Here is a 15797-nt window from a genome sequence, read left to right on the forward strand (position 1 = left end):
CTGCACTTTTCGCGTGAGCAAGCTCGACGTCTACCGCCAAAATGTAGCTGTGATTTTACTTGTAGACGCAAAGCTTGCTTGCGTATAAAAACAGAGTTTTTAAAATGGTAAAGATATTAAAAGCTGCACTTTTCGCGTGAGCAAGCTCGACGTCTACCGCCAAAATGTAGCTGTGTTTTTTACTTGTAGACGCAAAGCTTGCTTGCGTATAAAAACACAGTTTTTAAAATGACAAAGATATTAAAAGCTGCGCTTTTCACGTGAGCAAGCTCTACGTCTACACCGAATTACATGCTTTGTGCGTAGTTATACAGCGCCTTTAAAATTGTAAGATTTTTTTCGCTGTCGTCATGTTCATGCGCTAGGTTTTCAAGGGTGATCATAAAATCTTGCGCGTTAATCGATGGTTGATCTTCGCCGTGCATTAACTTGTTTTGGCAATATTGGCGCCATTGGTCAAGCTCTTGCTGGTTTAGCGTTTCTGGCCAGTTACGGGCGCGGTATCTAAACAACAAGGTATTAAACTTTTTATCTTCAAAGTCTAACTTCAATCCAGCCAATTCATCTGGTTTAGCATCTCGAATAATCGCAAACTTAGCTTTATCGGCATGGCTTGTAAACCCATCGTAAAGTAAGTAGTCAACGTTAGTTGTTGCGCTGTAATCACCTTGCTTGTTAAACACTTCCGTTACTTTATCGCGAAGGTCGGTATTGGCTTTTAAAATAGCTAAGTTAGCTAAGCACTGCTCGCGATCAATCCCAAGGCGGGCGGCGTTTTCAGGCAATAATGTTTTAGCGGGGGCTAAAATAGGGCACTTGTTTAAATGCACCAGCTTTAAACCAACAGGTAAATCACCCTCGGCTAAATCTACACGTTTGGTGTATAAACGTTTGCGTAAATCTTCTACGTTTAAATCAATGAGTACTTGCGGGTTTTGGGTTAAATCAAAACAAATAACCGCGTTTTTATTTACCGGATGAAAGCTCATTGGTGCAACCCAGCTTGTACAGCCTTGTGTTGCAGGTATGCGCGACGTGGTATGCACCAGCGGCGTCATGTTAAATACATCAACCAATTCAGCAAGGGCTTTTTTATTACGCAGCCCAAAAAAGAAGTTATACAGCTTTGGCTGTTTTTCTTTTATTAGTTTAGCCAGTGCAATAGTGGCGGTTACATCGCTTAGCGCATCATGCGCTGCGGCGTGTTCAATACCATTGGCTACTGTTAAATGCTCTAGCTTAAAGCTTGGGCTACCGTCTTCTTTTAACGGCCATTCAATGCCTTCAGGGCGCAGCGCGTAACAAGCACGTACTAAATCAATAATATCCCAGCGGCTATTGTTATTTTTGTATTCGCGCTCGTATGGGTCGTAAAAATTACGGTAAAAGCTATAACGGCTTACTTCGTCATCAAACCGAATACTGTTATAACCGGCAACACAGGTGTTTGGTACACTAAACTCAGCATGAATTTTTGCTATAAACTCAGCTTCAACCAAGCCTTTTTTCATCGCTACTTGTGGCGTAATACCCGTAATTAAACACGCCTCAGGGTGAGGTAAGTAATCCGCTTGCGGCTTACAATATTCAATAAGTGGCTCGCCAATTATATTTAAATCAAGATCGGTACGAACACCCGCAAACTGGCTCGGCTTATCCTTTTGAGGGCTCGCCCCCCAAGTCTCGTAGTCGTGCCAATAGATTGTTGCTTGATTTTGCTCTTGATATGCCATGCTGAAAACCCTGAGTAGTTAACTTAAAAGCGCCTAAATACGCGCCAAGTTACTAAAATAATGAATTATTTAGATTATGGCATATGGGCGAGGGAGTTTATAGGTTTGGGTGAGAAATGATGTGTTAGTTGGATTTATTTAAAGAGTGAAATTGAGGTTTGATAATTAATTGAAAGATATAAAGCCACCGCAGTATGAAATATGACTAAAGTTAATTTTATATAACAAATGCTATTAAGCAGAAAGTGTTTATAGCTAAAACTAAACAAGATGATTACTAGTTAGTTCAATTTGTACTTACTCATGCAATATTTAGATTGTTGTATGTGTTTTATGTATCCCTATATGTTGCTATGGGTCTTATTTAGTACTATGCTACCAAATATGATAAATACAATCTTTTCATTATATGGGTGTTAGCTATGTAAATACTGCTTACATATTAATGAAAAAGTAGTTTTAGGAGGTAGTGATGGGTATTTTTAAACGTAAAATAGTAAAGCCATCAGGTAGTGACACTACTCAAATTAAAAAAGATGAAATATCAGTGAAAATGTCAGGTACTAGTTACTTTATTGTTGATATTGATTCACTCGTCAATAGTACTGTTGTACAGCAACAAGTGAAAAAGGCAAAAGAAGCCATACCTAGCACCTAAAACAGCACCTATATGGTGCTGTTTATTCATACTCGAAAATAATAATGATAAAACCTACCGTAATTTTCATCCTCGTTATCACAATCGCAGGACACCTGTTTTGTAATAGGACTTACTTTACAATAACGGATTATAAAAAGTCCCAAGGTTACCATACCTTCTTGTTAGCGGCCTCTTGGGGGCTAGGACTGTTTTGTATCTCTTATATTATTGTTTCAGTATTTGGAGTAACAGAGTTTGGCAGAACATTAGGAAGCAGTTTTAAAAAGTTTTTAAGTATATTAATGCCAGAAGTGAGTAATACCCCAAGTGGAATAAACCTCATTGCTGTTTATTTAATGACACTGTTATTATCCTACATAATTCCAAAAGCAATCAAAAGAGCTGATTATCAAAAAAACCTACTTTATGAAACATGGAAATTAGCAGCAAAAAAAGATTCAACTCCTGAATTCTCATCAATAATTTTCAGTTCTTGGGAGAAAGGGCTACCGGTTGCATTTACTTTATCGAACAGTAAAGTTTATATAGGTTATGTGGTTGAAACCGGAATAGACAGTAACGACTTAAATGTACTCCCTCTTGTCAGTGGTTATAGAGACGATGAGAAGAAAGATCTTATCTATCTAATTGACTACAAGCCAGTACTAGAAAAAATTCAAAAGCATGAGGGTTCAGATATAAGCAAATTTTTAATATCTATACCTCATAGAGAAATTATCCATGCTAATTTGCATGATTTTGATTATAAAAAGCATTTTGATGTAACACGCTATGACCGAACACTAACAGAACCTGATGAAACTAACTACACTGTAGAAAAATAGTTTATTAGCTTTAATATTTTAAATTAAAAAACTTTCCTTATTCAAAGACTTTAGGTTACTTGGAAATTATATGAATCAAGAATTACAAGAATTAATTACTGAATACAATAATAAAATAAAAGAAATAAACACACAGGTTTGTAAATCTTTAGATGACTCGTTAGATAGGATATTTGATGAATGGCCTGAGCACTTTCCCATCCCAGTAAATGTAGCATCGGATACGGGAGGGATTAATCAGTACAAAACTGATTTAACAAAACGGCTCAAAAAATCTCAGGCAATACTGTCTAATCGAATCAATAAGGTTACTTATGATGAGTTAAATTTGCATAGTCCATTTGAAAATGACAGGCCATTTGAAACTAATAGAGTTGATTCTCATCTTGATAAGTATCCTGATTCTTATTTAAAAGCGATAAAAGAAGAATCTAAGAACCTATATGATAGTTTAAAAAAAAGCGGGTTATTATATGAGGAAGATAAAACAAAACTTACAGAACCCTTCATACTTAGTTTCTTTTTAATGAATCAACAATGCAAAGAACACATAAAATCGATCTTTGACTTAGAGAGCACAATTAAAAGCCTCTTTTCAAAAGAAAAAAAATCTGAGTATAAAGAGGAATTAAAAAAAGCAAAGTCAGCATGGCAAAAAGACGAATAACCATACCAATGTTTGTAATGTATCTAAACTCAATAGCTCTGTAGACTAAAATTAAATATGTATGATTTCTTACTAAAAGTTGCGGCTATCGCGCCAATTACAATACCATTAGCTGCACTAGTTGCTCTTTATGGTATTAAGGTTCAAAAAAAAGAGAAGAGGCTTGAAAAGTCTTTGTCTTTTTCTCAAGGACTCAGTGAAAACAAACTATTTCAAGACTCATTGAAGACTTTGGCTGTACTTTTAGATAATAGGCTAGACAAACCACTTTCAGAATACGCAATAAAAGATATGAGTACAGATGAAGCTAATGCCATAAGAGTAGTTTTAAATGAATTAGAAAGAATGGCCGCAGGGGTTAGGCATAATATTTATGATGAAGAATTCTTATACAGTTCTCTTTCATCAATGGTTTTGAATATTCATGGTTATCTTAGACCTTATATTGTTGAAGTAAAACAACGAAATCAATCAGCTTATATAAACTTAGAGTACCTTTGTTTACAGTGGAAAGTCAGAAAAGGAATATAGGTTTTAAAAGTTAATAGCTAAGTGTTTCCATTAACTTAACGGTATTGTTCATTACCCAGCTTTTATCAATAGCCCCCCAAGAGCGAATTTCATAGTAGCCGTTCTTGGGAGCGCCTATAAAAGCGCACTCTATATCTAATTCCTCCAGCGCAGAGATTGTATCTTGCGCTGTTCGCCGAGGAATTTCTATTTCACTCATTATTTTAGGAATAGTATTAAACCCACGCTCAATCAAGCTAGCGATTAATAGCCTTCTATAAAAAGAGCTCTTTGTTTTACTTAAAACCATCTTTTATTAACTTCTTTAGTTGTTAAATACTTTAATAAATATTTTTATTGTTGATATTGAAGCTAAAGCCTATTTTAAGAGCTTGACTCACCATTTTAATTTAAATACCCCTTGCCCTTGCAATATTGAATAAGTTGAGGGTTTTCACCAAATGCAGAGGTACTTAGTTTTCCGGACTCATCAATGACGAGGTATTTTTCAACAAGTTCAGCTGTCAGCATTATATCTGGGCTTGTTATCTTAAATATATTAAAAGTACTAGTGTATTTAATATTTAAATGTTCCAAAAGTTTAAAGTAAATAACTAGCTCTTTAAATTGCCCGCCGTCAACTTCTGAGCTTAAACAATTAAAAAATAGTAATGATAACTCTTGATTAGAAAACTGAGCTCTAAGAATATTGCTATATTTCTTGTGAGTTTCGTAGTCATTCGTGTTGCTTTGTATTAACTTTAATACTTGGTAAAGGTTTCTAAAAAAGCTTCCAAAGGATTGGTTTTCATATGCAAAAATGATATCAAATACCTGTAATGCATTGCTACCTGTACTGTCGTTAGAAATAAGGCTACCAAGTTGTTTTGTTAATGAATATATAGCTCTACTGCCTGATGAATCAATATTTTCAGTGTGAGCAATTATTCCTCTGTCGAATTTACTATAAAATAATTTCCAAGATTTATTAGGGTTGTGTTCTATGCTTTTAAGTATATTATTATGCAATTCCAACATATTAAAAAAAGTTGTTTCAAAGCTCTGTACTGCGAGTAATTTCGCTTGTTCTTCTAATGCTGTTGCTGAATTAGCAAGTTCATTTCGAGTTAGAGCCAACTCTTCATTACTTACTTGAAGTGCTTTTTCATTTTGTTCTATTGCTTTGGTTCCTTGTTGAATTGCTAACTCGCTTTGTTTTATAGCTAAGGCACCTTGATCTAATGCTTTTTTATTTTGCATTAGTGTATAAGCAATTAAAATTAAGCTGAGTAGGGCGAACGTGGGGTTTAGTACACCGCCAAAAAAATCTCCAACTGCCCCCCAGTTACCAATATTAGATGCAAAACCTAGCCCAAAATGAGAGATGAAAGTACCTAGAGCGATTAATGCAGCTATTGCAGCAGTTATACAAATTCTTTTAATGAGCTTTTCCATGCTATCCCTTACCTTTAAGTGTGCTAAATAGTTTACCTATCTGATCCATGCCATCAAATGTGCTCGGGAGGTTTTCAGCATCGCTGATAATCCCGCTAAATATAAGATTTTCGAACTTTTCTAAAACAGTAGGATCATCTTTTTTAATCTCTTTTGAGTAATCTGCATAGTTTTGAATAAACTGACAAAGTGTTTGCCTTAGCTCAATTTGAAGTATTTGGGCTTTTACTGATTTATAGTTTTGGAGTATTACTCTAAAAAAATAAATAAGTAATACTTCTAACGAAATAAATGGAACTAGTTTCAACAAGTGAGAAATTGCTTCTTCGTCTTTCAATATGTTTTCAGGTAGCCAGCCAAAAATAGTGCATAATAATGGAACTATCATAATGATACCCATTGTAACCAATGAGCCTAACAGTATCCTAGATTCTAAAATTTTTGTTTTTAGCAGTTTATTAAATCCGTCATATAAACCCACAAAGTTAAATGCAGTTTCTTGTTTATCTAACGTTTCTTTTAAGCTATTTACGGTTTGCTCTTTCTCGCTTAGTTCATTATTAAACTTATTTATTCTTTCGGTAATTGTATCTGCATAGGAATCAATTTTTCCAAGCGTATAATTGGCAATCTCATTCTTTTTATCGAATTCAGAGAGTAACTTTATTTCTTCTGAGTTGAATAGGCTCTTCAAAATATCATAGGGGACAGAAAATATTATATCATTCACTTTTTTTCTGAAGTGAGAGCTGGGATATTCATTCTTGGAATTATCAGCAGCATTAACTCTTATTTTTTCTAAGGATTGCTCAATGAAAAGAGTGCTATACACGAGTTCTTCATTTCTTCTAAAATCGACCTCGTAAAATAACCTTATACAACACAAGTATATGACTTCTATAGAGTTCTCTAAAACCGTATCAAAATAAGAATCCAAGCTATTGAAATATTTGCAGTTCTCTATTAATTTAGTCGATAGCTGCGTATGAACTAAAGTAAATTCATCCCAAGTTTTAGGCTGGTTATAAATCTCTTTAATTATCGATAATGAGTCAACAAAAAGGCTAAAGTTATTATCGTCAATATTAAAGTCATTTTTAAATTGTAATCTATCTTCATTATCCCAATATTTATTTAGCGTACCTTCTAACACAGCACGATTATTAGCATCTTCAAAAAACATAATTATTCCTTTAATTTATTGTTACTAATTGTGTTAAAGCGACTTATCTGTAAATATTATTTTTCCAACCAACGTGCAATCACCATTTATTGGAATTAGTTGAACTGGTCAGTTGGGGTTGGCGGCTTTTAGGAATTTGTGACCGTTTTCGATAATGAGCTGCTTAAATGGAGCTTGGTTGTCGTCCCAGTGTATTACTACGTACAAACCGAGAAAGTACTTTGCTTCAAGGTCTACAAAACCCACATCACGCTTTGGTGCCATATTCACGCATTTTAAACTCTAAAGGCTCTAATTTCATTTGTATTTAATATTACTAGAAACTATACACAAAAGTATCTAACATTGGAGATTATTTTAATAACACTACCCATTTATAACAATGAAACCATTAATAAAAGTTATTATTTATTGCTCACTTTTCATCTCACATAGCGCTTTAGCTGAGCTGGATAAAGTTCAAGTAAATGGCTTTGACGTTGAATACGAGCTAGCTGGGAAAGGTAAACATACTATTTTACTTGAAGCGGGCGGCTCTGCTGGTTTAAGTGATTGGGATCCGGTTTTTGAATCACTTATCAAGCACGCTAAAGTTATACGGTATTCTCGTATTGGTAATGGCGGCTCTGCACAAATAAAGAAAAATTATAGCTCTGAAGAATATGCAGCTGAGGCTTTGTTACTTCTTCAAGTACTAAAAATAAAAGAGCCTGTTGTGTATGTTGCGCATTCTTATGGTGCTTATATTGCGCGTGTATTTGCTGCAACATACCCTAATCAGATTAAAGCGTTGATGTTAATTGAGCCTGCATCAGAGCACGATGTAGATATTATGCGCGCGATTGACTTGCCTCGTGCTGAAAAAGAAATTGCTGCAATAAAGCTCGACGATATGAAAAATGGAATGTCGAATCAGTATTTAGATTTTTGGTCAAAACGTCCACTGCCTGATTATCCACAAATTGCTGACATACCCGTGACAGTAATTGCCTCAGTTAAAAAGTACAAAAAGCCATCTGTATTATTTTTTACCGACAAAGCGCGTGAAATGTGGGGCGACTTACACTCAAAGTGGGCTAATGCATTTCCTCAAGGTGAAATAGTAATAACAAATAAAAGCTATCACTACCCGCAAAATGATGAGCCAGAAATGGTTGTAGCCCAAGTAGTTAAGTTGCTTGAACGTACTAAATAAGGTGTTGGTTTGGTTGCTGATTGTATAAATACCAATTGCCATAAATTAGTAGTTTGGCATTAGACTAAAGTCTATAGATTAGATTTATTCACTTATTAGGTTTGTTTTAATCGTTTGTCGGTTTTGTGTTAATTCTCTAAAGTTCAGTTGTCGGCAACAAGCACGGCTAACTAATACCAATTTTATTAAAACATGATCATTTTAGCGAATTAAATAACTCACTAACTGCGTTAAAAATTACTTATATAGAACGACTATATTTCATAATTTTTGCCTTGTTATTAAGCTATTTTCTTGACGCTAAAAAAGCTCACTAATTTAAACAATTGGCATAACAGGACTACGACCATGAAAATACTTATCAAAACTATCGCTCTTAGCTCACTACTTACATGTTCAGCTGCTGCAGTAGCTGATGCAAGTGATTACAAATTAATGGTTATTGAAACTGCAACAGCGCCACAGCCACTTGAGCAATCATTTAACAGCTGTGCACTGAATGTTAAGTCAAAAAATTATGCAGAAGCTGAAACAATTTGTACACAAGCAATTGCGCTTTTAAAAGACGCAGATGGCCCTAAATTTAAAGTACGCCAACTTACATCGTTTGCATTAAGCAATCGTGGTGTTGCACGTTTAAAAGCGAACAACGACACTGCTGGCCTTGCTGATTTATACGAAGCAAACCAAATGTCTACAAGTACAATGGTATCGCACAACTTAACTCGCGCTAAAGAAGAGCTTTCTTTATAAAATTTATTAATAAAGTGCCTATTAAAGCATGATATAAAATAGCGACAGTACAAAAAAGCCATGTTAGGTTTACTCCTAACATGGCTTTTTTGCGTTTTAACAACACAAGTTTACGGACTTACTAAATAATAACTAATAATGTTAGCGATTTAAGGCGCTATAAATTGCCAATAGGCATTTTAGCCTGTGTTGGTACGTTGTTATCTACAGTTATTATTGCTGGCGCGCTTTATTTAGTACTTCCTTTGCTTGGTTTTGATTTAGCGTTTATTTGGTGTTTACTGTTTGGTGCATTAATTTCGCCAACCGATCCTATTGCGGTAATGGGAATTTTACAATCTGCGGGTGCGCCTAAAAGTATTGAAACCGTGATTGCGGGTGAATCGTTGTTTAACGATGGTATTGGCGTGGTTATTTTTGTGCTTTTATTGGGTGTTTTATCAAGTGGTGATATTCCTACAACCTATTATGTAGCGCACACGTTGGCGGTTGAAGCGGGTGGTGGTATTGTTTTTGGTTTGGTATTAGGTGGTATTTTATATTACTTACTCAAAAGTATTGATAGTTATCAAGAAGAAGTACTACTTACTTTAGCGGGCGTTATTGGTGGCTATGCACTGGCAAGCCATTGGCATTTGTCGGGCCCACTTGCAATGGTAATGATGGGGTTAATGGTGGGCAATCATGGCCGTAGTATCGCTATGAGCGACAAAACACGTCATTACGTTGATTTGTTTTGGGAGTTAATTGACGAAATTTTAAATGCCATCTTATTTGTACTCATAGGGCTTGAAGTCGTCATGATTGCATTTTCGAGTAATTTATTTATTGCTGGTGGGTTAACAATTTTAATCGCCTTACTCGCACGTTTAATCGTTGTGGGTATAACAACCACTACATTTAATAAGCAATTAGAGTTGCCATCTGGCGCATGGAAAGTTTTAACCTGGGGTGGCTTGCGTGGTGGTATTTCGGTTGCACTGGTATTGCAGTTACCTGATGGGAACGAGCGCGATATTTTATTAGCTCTCACTTATGCGGTTGTGGTGTTTTCTATTTTAATTCAGGGTTTGAGTATTGGTAAAGTAGCCAAAACTATCCGTTAAATATAATTTTTTAAAAGCGTGTGAAATAGCTGTATTTCACACGCTTTTTATTTCCTCTTATAAAAACAAAAAGGGAAGTGTGTGTTTCAAAACAGTTAATTCATTAATGATGAAAAGTTACTAGAGTCGAAATTATAAATACATGACTTAGTATTGCATGTGATTAAATGTATAAATTTTTTTGATTGTTATTCAATTACGCTAAGGCAAGATGCTTAAAATAAAACGGACCAAATAAAAGCATAAATAATTATATACGTTCTAAAACGTAAGATAGCTATTTCAGACACAAGGGTTGGTGCGTAAGCTACTTAAATATATAGAAAAATGCTAACCGTATTAGACTAAGGTCTATAGGTTAATTTTCTTCACTTATTAGGTTTGTTTTAATCGTTTGTCGTTTTTGTGGTAATTCACTAAAGTTCAGTTGTCGGCAACAAGCACGGCTTAACCAACAGGACTACGACCATGAAACTTACACTTATCAAAACTATCGCTCTTAGCTCACTACTTACATGTTCAGCTGCTGCAGTAGCTGATGCAAGTGATTACAAATTAATGGTTATTGAAACTGCAACAGCGCCACAGCCACTTGAGCAATCATTTAACAGCTGTGCACTGAATGTTAAGTCAAAAAATTATGCGCAAGCTGAAGCAATTTGTACTAAAGCAATCGCGCTTTTAAAAGACGCAGATGGCCCTAGATTTAAAGTTCGCCAACTTACGTCATTCGCATTAAGCAACCGTGGTGTTGCACGTTTAAAAGCGAATAATGACACTGCTGCACTTGCTGACTTGTACGAAGCATCAAAATTGTCTAACAGCACAATGGTATCGCACAACTTAACTCGTGCTAAAGAAGAATTATCTCTATAAGGTCTTTTTATAAAGTGCTTATTAAAAGCATGATATAGATAGCGAGAGTAAAAAAGCCCATAATAGGTTAGCGCCTAATATGGGCTTTTTTGTGTTTTTTGGTTTATCGTACGAGATTGAATGATGCCTAAGTTAGAGTGGTTATATAATGAATGTGCTAGATAAATCAGATTATACAGAAGATTGCTGGTTTATAAGATAGGATAAACTATATTCACGAAGGTAGAAAATAATGAGAAGCCCCACAAAACCCGTGATGATTTATGAACAGTGGGTACAATTTTTTGAAACCATATTGGAAAATATTAAAATTACGTAAAGCCTGACTTAAGCTCAGGCTTTACGTGTCAGTAATGACCAGAGAAAACGTTAAAGACAATAATTAAAAATTACCTTCACATAAGATGAGTTGGCCTCCGCGAGAGCATGTTTGCATCATAGGCGGGTAAACTGTAGTTGATGTTTCTGTTACATTGCCATCGTTATCAGTTACTTTTAATTTAACTTCAGAGGCTGATGTAATATCAACATGACTTTTGGTTGTACTTTGGCCATTTACCCATTTCTCTACTTTTTGAATCTCGCCATCTCTATCGCTAAATGTAAATTGAGCAACTATAACCCCTGCAGCATAGTATGTGGTATCTGTTCTGCTATCGTAACTTTCTTCTACATAATGTCGGTTGATACTTGCTTTTGGAGTATATTGACAGGATTCATTTGATATTGTTTCGTATGCAGAATTAGGCAAGTTACTACTACAACGGTAGTTTTTCCATGAACCATTATCATATTTGTCCTGAATTATTGTATACCATTGGCTATAACTTTTAGAAACATATTCACTCAAAAAATGACCATCAAATGTACTACAACTTGCTAATCCGTAATAGTATTCTAATTGATTTGTTGTTGTTTCACATTTTACTTTTTTATCACCAGCAGCAGATGCCAAAAATGGCAATGCGAACAATAAAGACATAGTTGTTGAAGTTAAAAATTTCATAGTTACGTACCTGTATAGAAAACAAGCCTTGATGTTATCGAATTGTTTATTTTTTGTAAAGTGGGTGGCGCATTAATTTGAGGCTAAATTTTTAACTATATTAAATCGATTTTTGCATATAAGAGCACGATGTAGTTATTATCCGCTCGATTGATTTACCAAGCGCTGAAAAAGAAATTGCAGCTATAAAGCTCGACGATATGAAAATGGAATGTCGAATCAGTATTTAGATTTTTGGTCAAAACGTCCACTACCTGATTATCCACAAATTGCTGACATACCCGTGACAGTAATTGCCTCAGTTAAAAAGTACAAAAAGCCATCTGTATTATTTTTTACCGACAAAGCGCGTGAAATGTGGGGCGACTTACACTCAAAGTGGGCTAATGCATTTCCTCAAGGTGAAATAGTAATAACAAATAAAAGCTATCACTAACCGCAAAATGATGAGCCAGAAATGGTTGTAGCCCAAGTAGTTAAGTTGCTTGAACGTACTAAATAAGGTGTTGGTTTGGTTGCTGATTGTATAAATACCAATTGCCGTAAATTAGTAGTTTGGCATTAGACTAAAGTCTATAGATTAGATTTATTCACTTATTAGGTTTGTTTTAATCGTTTGTCGTTTTTGTGTTAATTCTCTAAAGTTCAGTTGTCGGCAACAAGCACGGCTAACTAATACCAATTTTATTAAAACATGATCATTTTAGCGAATTAAATAACTCACTAACTGCGTTAAAAATTACTTATATAGAACGACTATATTTTATAATTTTTGCCTTGTTATTAAGCTATTTTCTTGAGGCTAAAAACGCTCACTAATTTAAACAATTGGCATAACAGGACTACGACCATGAAACTTACACTTATCAAAACTATCGCTCTTAGCTCACTACTTACATGTTCAGCTGCTGCAGTAGCTGCAGTAGCTGATGCAAGTGATTACAAATTAATGGTTATTGAAACTGCGACAGCGCCACAGCCACTTGAGCAATCATTTAACAACTGTGCACTGAATGTTAAGTCAAAAAATTATGCGCAAGCTGAAGCAATTTGTACTAAAGCAATCGCGCTTTTAAAAGACGCAGATGGCCCTAGATTTAAAGTTCGCCAACTTACGTCATTCGCATTAAGCAACCGTGGTGTTGCACGTTTAAAAGCGCATAATGACACTGCTGCACTTGCTGATTTATACGAAGCATCAAAATTATCTAACAGCACAATGGTATCGCACAACTTATCTCGTGCTAAAGAAGAGCTTGCTCTTTAATAATAACTTTATAGCCATTGATGGGCTGTTACGTTTTCGAGAATAACAAAACCCCACGTTAGGTAGTACTTAATGTGGGGTTTTGCATTTAAAACACATTCGTTTACAAAAACCACCTACTATGCAAACCTCTAACTTTAGGTACATATAGCCTGAATTAGAAAGTAACAGCTCCTTCTCGTTGTGCTTAATTAATCTGAACTCTGGATAGTAAATCTATCTCGAGCAGCTATTTTCAGCGCTAACTGCGTTGAATTTACTTGCAATAGGCCAGCTATTGAAGCGTAAATTCGTCTTGTTTCCACTGAGAATTTCTGGCTAGAGAAAAAGCTTAAATATCTTTATAATTCAATTCCTTAGTAAATATATTAACCAGGGTTTAGGTTAATTAACAAATATAAGTGCTTAAATTAACATTCCATGTAATGATATAGGTACAGGGCATGTTAACTTGTTGCCATCCCCCCATAAAAACTCAATAAATTTCTGTTGTTTAAATTTATACCAATCTGCATAAATCTTTGAGCTACATTGCACTATAACGTCGTTAAAAATTTTTTATTTAGAACAACTAGATACAAAAATTTTTGCCTAGTTCTAGCGTGATTTTCTTAACGTTAAATAGATCTCATATATAAGCAGATTGGTATTACTTATTTTTTATAAAAATAATTCATTTAATTTATAACAATATGATTTTTAATAATAATTAAAGTACAAAAAAGGAAGTCTTTGTATGTTTTTTAAAAAAAGTCAGTTAGCTATTTCATTAGCGTTTACGCTAGGCCTTGTTGGATGTGGCGGCGATGATAAAGCGAGCGTTGCAGAGCCCGTTGCAGAGTCTGTAGTAGTCAATGCAGACCCAGTGAAGGTAGACCCAGTAGAAGTTAACACCATCTCTCTTACTGGAAAGGTTATTGATGGCTATGTATCTGGTGCAATAGTATGGCTAGATATTGATGGCGATGGTATTTTTGACGAGCAAACAGAACCTTCTGTAGTCTCTGAAGAATCGGGTAATTATAGTTTTAATTTTACAGAAGAGCAGGCGCTGTGTGTGCCGTATTCAACTATGTATGTTGATGTACCTGTTGGCGCAATTGACGAGGATTTAGGAGAGGTGACACAAGCGTATCAAATGTCATTTCCGCCCTCAATTGAGGCTTTGACTGATGAAGATATTCGAAATATATCCCCTTTAACAACCGTTATTTGGGAGCAGTTGAGCCTTCAATTACAAAAAAGTGGTAACAATAATTTAAGTTGTGATGCACTTAAGGAAAATATTGAGCTACTTGCAAACCTTCAAAGCGAAATAACAAATGTAATGCAAAACTTGGTTGCGCATTATAATTTGTCGACGGAACAAATTTACTCAGATTTTATCGCTACTAACGACAGCGAAGCTTACGACAGAGCACAAGCAATTGTTAAGGGGTTAAAAGCGGCCTATAAATTCAAGCAAGAGCTAGATGCTCAGTTTCCTGATGCAGAAGAAGTAAGAGCAGTGATTTACCAAGACACAGCAAAAGATGCAGAGTATGGGTTTGAAAATGCATGGTACCGCGACAAAGTTATTTTTGCGGGCACTGAGTTTTTTCATGAGCAAGTAAAGCTTAAAAATACAGACGAACTCGATAAAATTGATTTTATTTTAACTCAACTTCAATCAATAGATACGCCTTGGGGCGAAGAGTCGTTAAATGGAAAATTAAGAGTTAGAGATGATGTATACATTAACGTCGATCGTACTTACCGATGCTCTAGTATTGAGAACGTTAGTTTTGAGCAAAGCAATGTGCGTTACAGCGTTGATAATACAAGCCCGTCGGTTAACTTCCCAACAGCGGATGAATGCGTTAGTTCTAATTTAGATACACCGTTCGAGCGAGGTTTTAGCATTAGCTATACTGAGTCGGGATCGTTTTACCAAACTGACTTTGCCTTTAGAGAGGAAAATGCCGACTTTCAAACATTATCTGATTGGGTAAATGTTAAAGACAAAGCTGCTGATTTAGACACTCAAGATTTAGTTACTGTACTCGCTGCTATGCCCTATAAGTTTGATGACGAAACATCTATTGATGCTAGCTTTTGGCGTAAATACAAAACCACAGACAACGTACGTATTATTAAAACAATTGAAGGGCAATGGTTTAGAGAGACTCGCCGAGAAGATGGAACAACGCTGTATGAATGCGGTGAAAACGGTGTTGATTGGGGGCCATGCGAATAGTTTCTCCTTAAAGTATGAATGTTAATTATTTATGCTAATTAACCTGAACTCTGGATAATAAATCTATCTCAAGCGGCTATTTTCAGCGCTTTGGATAAAACGACAAAATGTTCAACATTAAAAACCACGTTAGGTTAATACCTACCGTGGTTTTTTTGCTTTTAACTAAATATCCTTATAAATCATTTGGTTATGTGGTTTTAATCTCAGCTGTAACGCATGTAATATTGGTGTAATAGTAAGATGTTATCCCGTACGCTAAAGTATTTTAGAAGGAACATATTTAAAAATACTTAAATGATCCGTGTTTAAGTTTTTAAGGTGT

15 protein-coding genes and 1 pseudogene are annotated in these 15797 nt (G+C 35.2%); 11 read left to right on the forward strand and 5 right to left on the reverse strand.

What is annotated here, in order from left to right:
• Nucleotides 1-287: 287 nt before the first annotated feature.
• The gene (gene sbcB, locus NRL14_RS17690; RefSeq protein WP_306725255.1) at nucleotides 288-1733 is read right to left on the reverse strand and encodes an exodeoxyribonuclease I; all 1446 of its coding nucleotides are present in this window, start codon (nucleotides 1731-1733) and stop codon (nucleotides 288-290) included.
• 472 nt (nucleotides 1734-2205) lie between these two features.
• Here sbcB and NRL14_RS17695 point away from each other — a divergent pair, with 472 nt between their 5' ends.
• The 4 genes from NRL14_RS17695 (at nucleotide 2206) to NRL14_RS17710 (ending at nucleotide 4416) form a co-directional block, all read left to right on the forward strand.
• The gene (locus tag NRL14_RS17695) at nucleotides 2206-2391 is read left to right on the forward strand and encodes a hypothetical protein (RefSeq protein ID WP_306725256.1); all 186 of its coding nucleotides are present in this window, start codon (nucleotides 2206-2208) and stop codon (nucleotides 2389-2391) included.
• Nucleotides 2392-2552: 161 nt separating this feature from the next.
• Nucleotides 2553-3218, forward strand: a complete 666-nt coding sequence (locus NRL14_RS17700; protein WP_306725257.1) for a hypothetical protein — start codon at nucleotides 2553-2555, stop codon at nucleotides 3216-3218.
• A 70-nt stretch (nucleotides 3219-3288) separates the two neighbouring features.
• Complete coding sequence (locus NRL14_RS17705; protein WP_306725258.1) at nucleotides 3289-3885, forward strand: hypothetical protein; 597 nt, start codon at nucleotides 3289-3291, stop codon at nucleotides 3883-3885.
• 57 nt (nucleotides 3886-3942) lie between these two features.
• The gene (locus NRL14_RS17710) at nucleotides 3943-4416 is read left to right on the forward strand and encodes a DUF4760 domain-containing protein (RefSeq protein ID WP_306725259.1); all 474 of its coding nucleotides are present in this window, start codon (nucleotides 3943-3945) and stop codon (nucleotides 4414-4416) included.
• Between the two features lie 10 nt (nucleotides 4417-4426).
• Here NRL14_RS17710 and NRL14_RS17715 read toward each other — a convergent pair whose 3' ends face one another.
• The 3 genes from NRL14_RS17715 to NRL14_RS17725 all read right to left on the reverse strand — a co-directional run bounded on the left by NRL14_RS17715 (nucleotide 4427) and on the right by NRL14_RS17725 (nucleotide 7033).
• The gene (locus tag NRL14_RS17715) at nucleotides 4427-4705 is read right to left on the reverse strand and encodes a helix-turn-helix domain-containing protein (protein ID WP_306725260.1); all 279 of its coding nucleotides are present in this window, start codon (nucleotides 4703-4705) and stop codon (nucleotides 4427-4429) included.
• 95 nt (nucleotides 4706-4800) lie between these two features.
• Entirely contained in the window at nucleotides 4801-5850 is a 1050-nt protein-coding gene (locus NRL14_RS17720) for a putative phage abortive infection protein (RefSeq protein ID WP_306725261.1), read from the reverse strand.
• A 1-nt stretch (nucleotide 5851) separates the two neighbouring features.
• Nucleotides 5852-7033, reverse strand: a complete 1182-nt coding sequence (locus tag NRL14_RS17725) for a hypothetical protein (protein ID WP_306725262.1) — start codon at nucleotides 7031-7033, stop codon at nucleotides 5852-5854.
• Nucleotides 7034-7415: 382 nt separating this feature from the next.
• On the opposite strand from NRL14_RS17725, the gene NRL14_RS17735 reads away from it, so the two are divergent.
• The 4 genes from NRL14_RS17735 (at nucleotide 7416) to NRL14_RS17750 (ending at nucleotide 10963) form a co-directional block, all read left to right on the forward strand.
• On the forward strand, nucleotides 7416-8228 hold the full coding sequence (locus NRL14_RS17735) for an alpha/beta fold hydrolase (protein ID WP_306725263.1): 813 nt from the start codon (nucleotides 7416-7418) through the stop codon (nucleotides 8226-8228).
• Nucleotides 8229-8576: 348 nt separating this feature from the next.
• The gene (locus NRL14_RS17740; RefSeq protein ID WP_033038892.1) at nucleotides 8577-8981 is read left to right on the forward strand and encodes a hypothetical protein; all 405 of its coding nucleotides are present in this window, start codon (nucleotides 8577-8579) and stop codon (nucleotides 8979-8981) included.
• Nucleotides 8982-9109: 128 nt separating this feature from the next.
• Nucleotides 9110-10087 carry a sodium:proton antiporter gene (locus NRL14_RS17745; protein WP_306725283.1) on the forward strand — a complete coding sequence of 326 codons (978 nt, stop codon included), beginning with the start codon at nucleotides 9110-9112 and terminating at the stop codon, nucleotides 10085-10087.
• 468 nt (nucleotides 10088-10555) lie between these two features.
• Nucleotides 10556-10963, forward strand: coding sequence for a hypothetical protein (locus NRL14_RS17750; RefSeq protein WP_306725264.1), 408 nt, complete (start codon nucleotides 10556-10558; stop codon nucleotides 10961-10963).
• Between the two features lie 382 nt (nucleotides 10964-11345).
• Here NRL14_RS17750 and NRL14_RS17755 read toward each other — a convergent pair whose 3' ends face one another.
• On the reverse strand, nucleotides 11346-11945 hold the full coding sequence (locus NRL14_RS17755; protein WP_306725265.1) for a hypothetical protein: 600 nt from the start codon (nucleotides 11943-11945) through the stop codon (nucleotides 11346-11348).
• 146 nt (nucleotides 11946-12091) lie between these two features.
• Here NRL14_RS17755 and NRL14_RS17760 point away from each other — a divergent pair.
• The 3 genes and pseudogenes from NRL14_RS17760 to NRL14_RS17770 form a co-directional block, all read left to right on the forward strand.
• Nucleotides 12092-12471: pseudogene (locus NRL14_RS17760) on the forward strand (alpha/beta hydrolase); the annotation flags it as partial.
• A gap of 348 nt (nucleotides 12472-12819) precedes the next feature.
• Nucleotides 12820-13236 carry a hypothetical protein gene (locus NRL14_RS17765; RefSeq protein ID WP_306725266.1) on the forward strand — a complete coding sequence of 139 codons (417 nt, stop codon included), beginning with the start codon at nucleotides 12820-12822 and terminating at the stop codon, nucleotides 13234-13236.
• Nucleotides 13237-13972: 736 nt separating this feature from the next.
• Nucleotides 13973-15472 carry a hypothetical protein gene (locus NRL14_RS17770; RefSeq protein WP_306725267.1) on the forward strand — a complete coding sequence of 500 codons (1500 nt, stop codon included), beginning with the start codon at nucleotides 13973-13975 and terminating at the stop codon, nucleotides 15470-15472.
• Nucleotides 15473-15797: the final 325 nt, after the last annotated feature.

The organism is Pseudoalteromonas sp. 20-92, from assembly GCF_030847595.1.
In the GTDB taxonomy this organism is placed as follows: Bacteria; Pseudomonadota; Gammaproteobacteria; order Enterobacterales; family Alteromonadaceae; genus Pseudoalteromonas; species Pseudoalteromonas fuliginea.

Bases quoted from the DNA above. Each gene is read 5' to 3' on its own strand.
- sbcB (WP_306725255.1), bottom strand. From the start codon at position 1,733: ATGGCATATCAAGAGCAAAATCAAGCAACAATCTATTGGCACGACTAC.
- NRL14_RS17695 (WP_306725256.1), top strand. From the start codon at position 2,206: ATGGGTATTTTTAAACGTAAAATAGTAAAGCCATCAGGTAGTGACACT.
- NRL14_RS17705 (WP_306725258.1), top strand. From the start codon at position 3,289: ATGAATCAAGAATTACAAGAATTAATTACTGAATACAATAATAAAATA.
- NRL14_RS17710 (WP_306725259.1), top strand. From the start codon at position 3,943: ATGTATGATTTCTTACTAAAAGTTGCGGCTATCGCGCCAATTACAATA.
- NRL14_RS17715 (WP_306725260.1), bottom strand. From the start codon at position 4,705: ATGGTTTTAAGTAAAACAAAGAGCTCTTTTTATAGAAGGCTATTAATC.
- NRL14_RS17720 (WP_306725261.1), bottom strand. From the start codon at position 5,850: ATGGAAAAGCTCATTAAAAGAATTTGTATAACTGCTGCAATAGCTGCA.
- NRL14_RS17725 (WP_306725262.1), bottom strand. From the start codon at position 7,033: ATGTTTTTTGAAGATGCTAATAATCGTGCTGTGTTAGAAGGTACGCTA.
- NRL14_RS17735 (WP_306725263.1), top strand. From the start codon at position 7,416: ATGAAACCATTAATAAAAGTTATTATTTATTGCTCACTTTTCATCTCA.
- NRL14_RS17740 (WP_033038892.1), top strand. From the start codon at position 8,577: ATGAAAATACTTATCAAAACTATCGCTCTTAGCTCACTACTTACATGT.
- NRL14_RS17750 (WP_306725264.1), top strand. From the start codon at position 10,556: ATGAAACTTACACTTATCAAAACTATCGCTCTTAGCTCACTACTTACA.
- NRL14_RS17755 (WP_306725265.1), bottom strand. From the start codon at position 11,945: ATGTCTTTATTGTTCGCATTGCCATTTTTGGCATCTGCTGCTGGTGAT.
- NRL14_RS17765 (WP_306725266.1), top strand. From the start codon at position 12,820: ATGAAACTTACACTTATCAAAACTATCGCTCTTAGCTCACTACTTACA.
- NRL14_RS17770 (WP_306725267.1), top strand. From the start codon at position 13,973: ATGTTTTTTAAAAAAAGTCAGTTAGCTATTTCATTAGCGTTTACGCTA.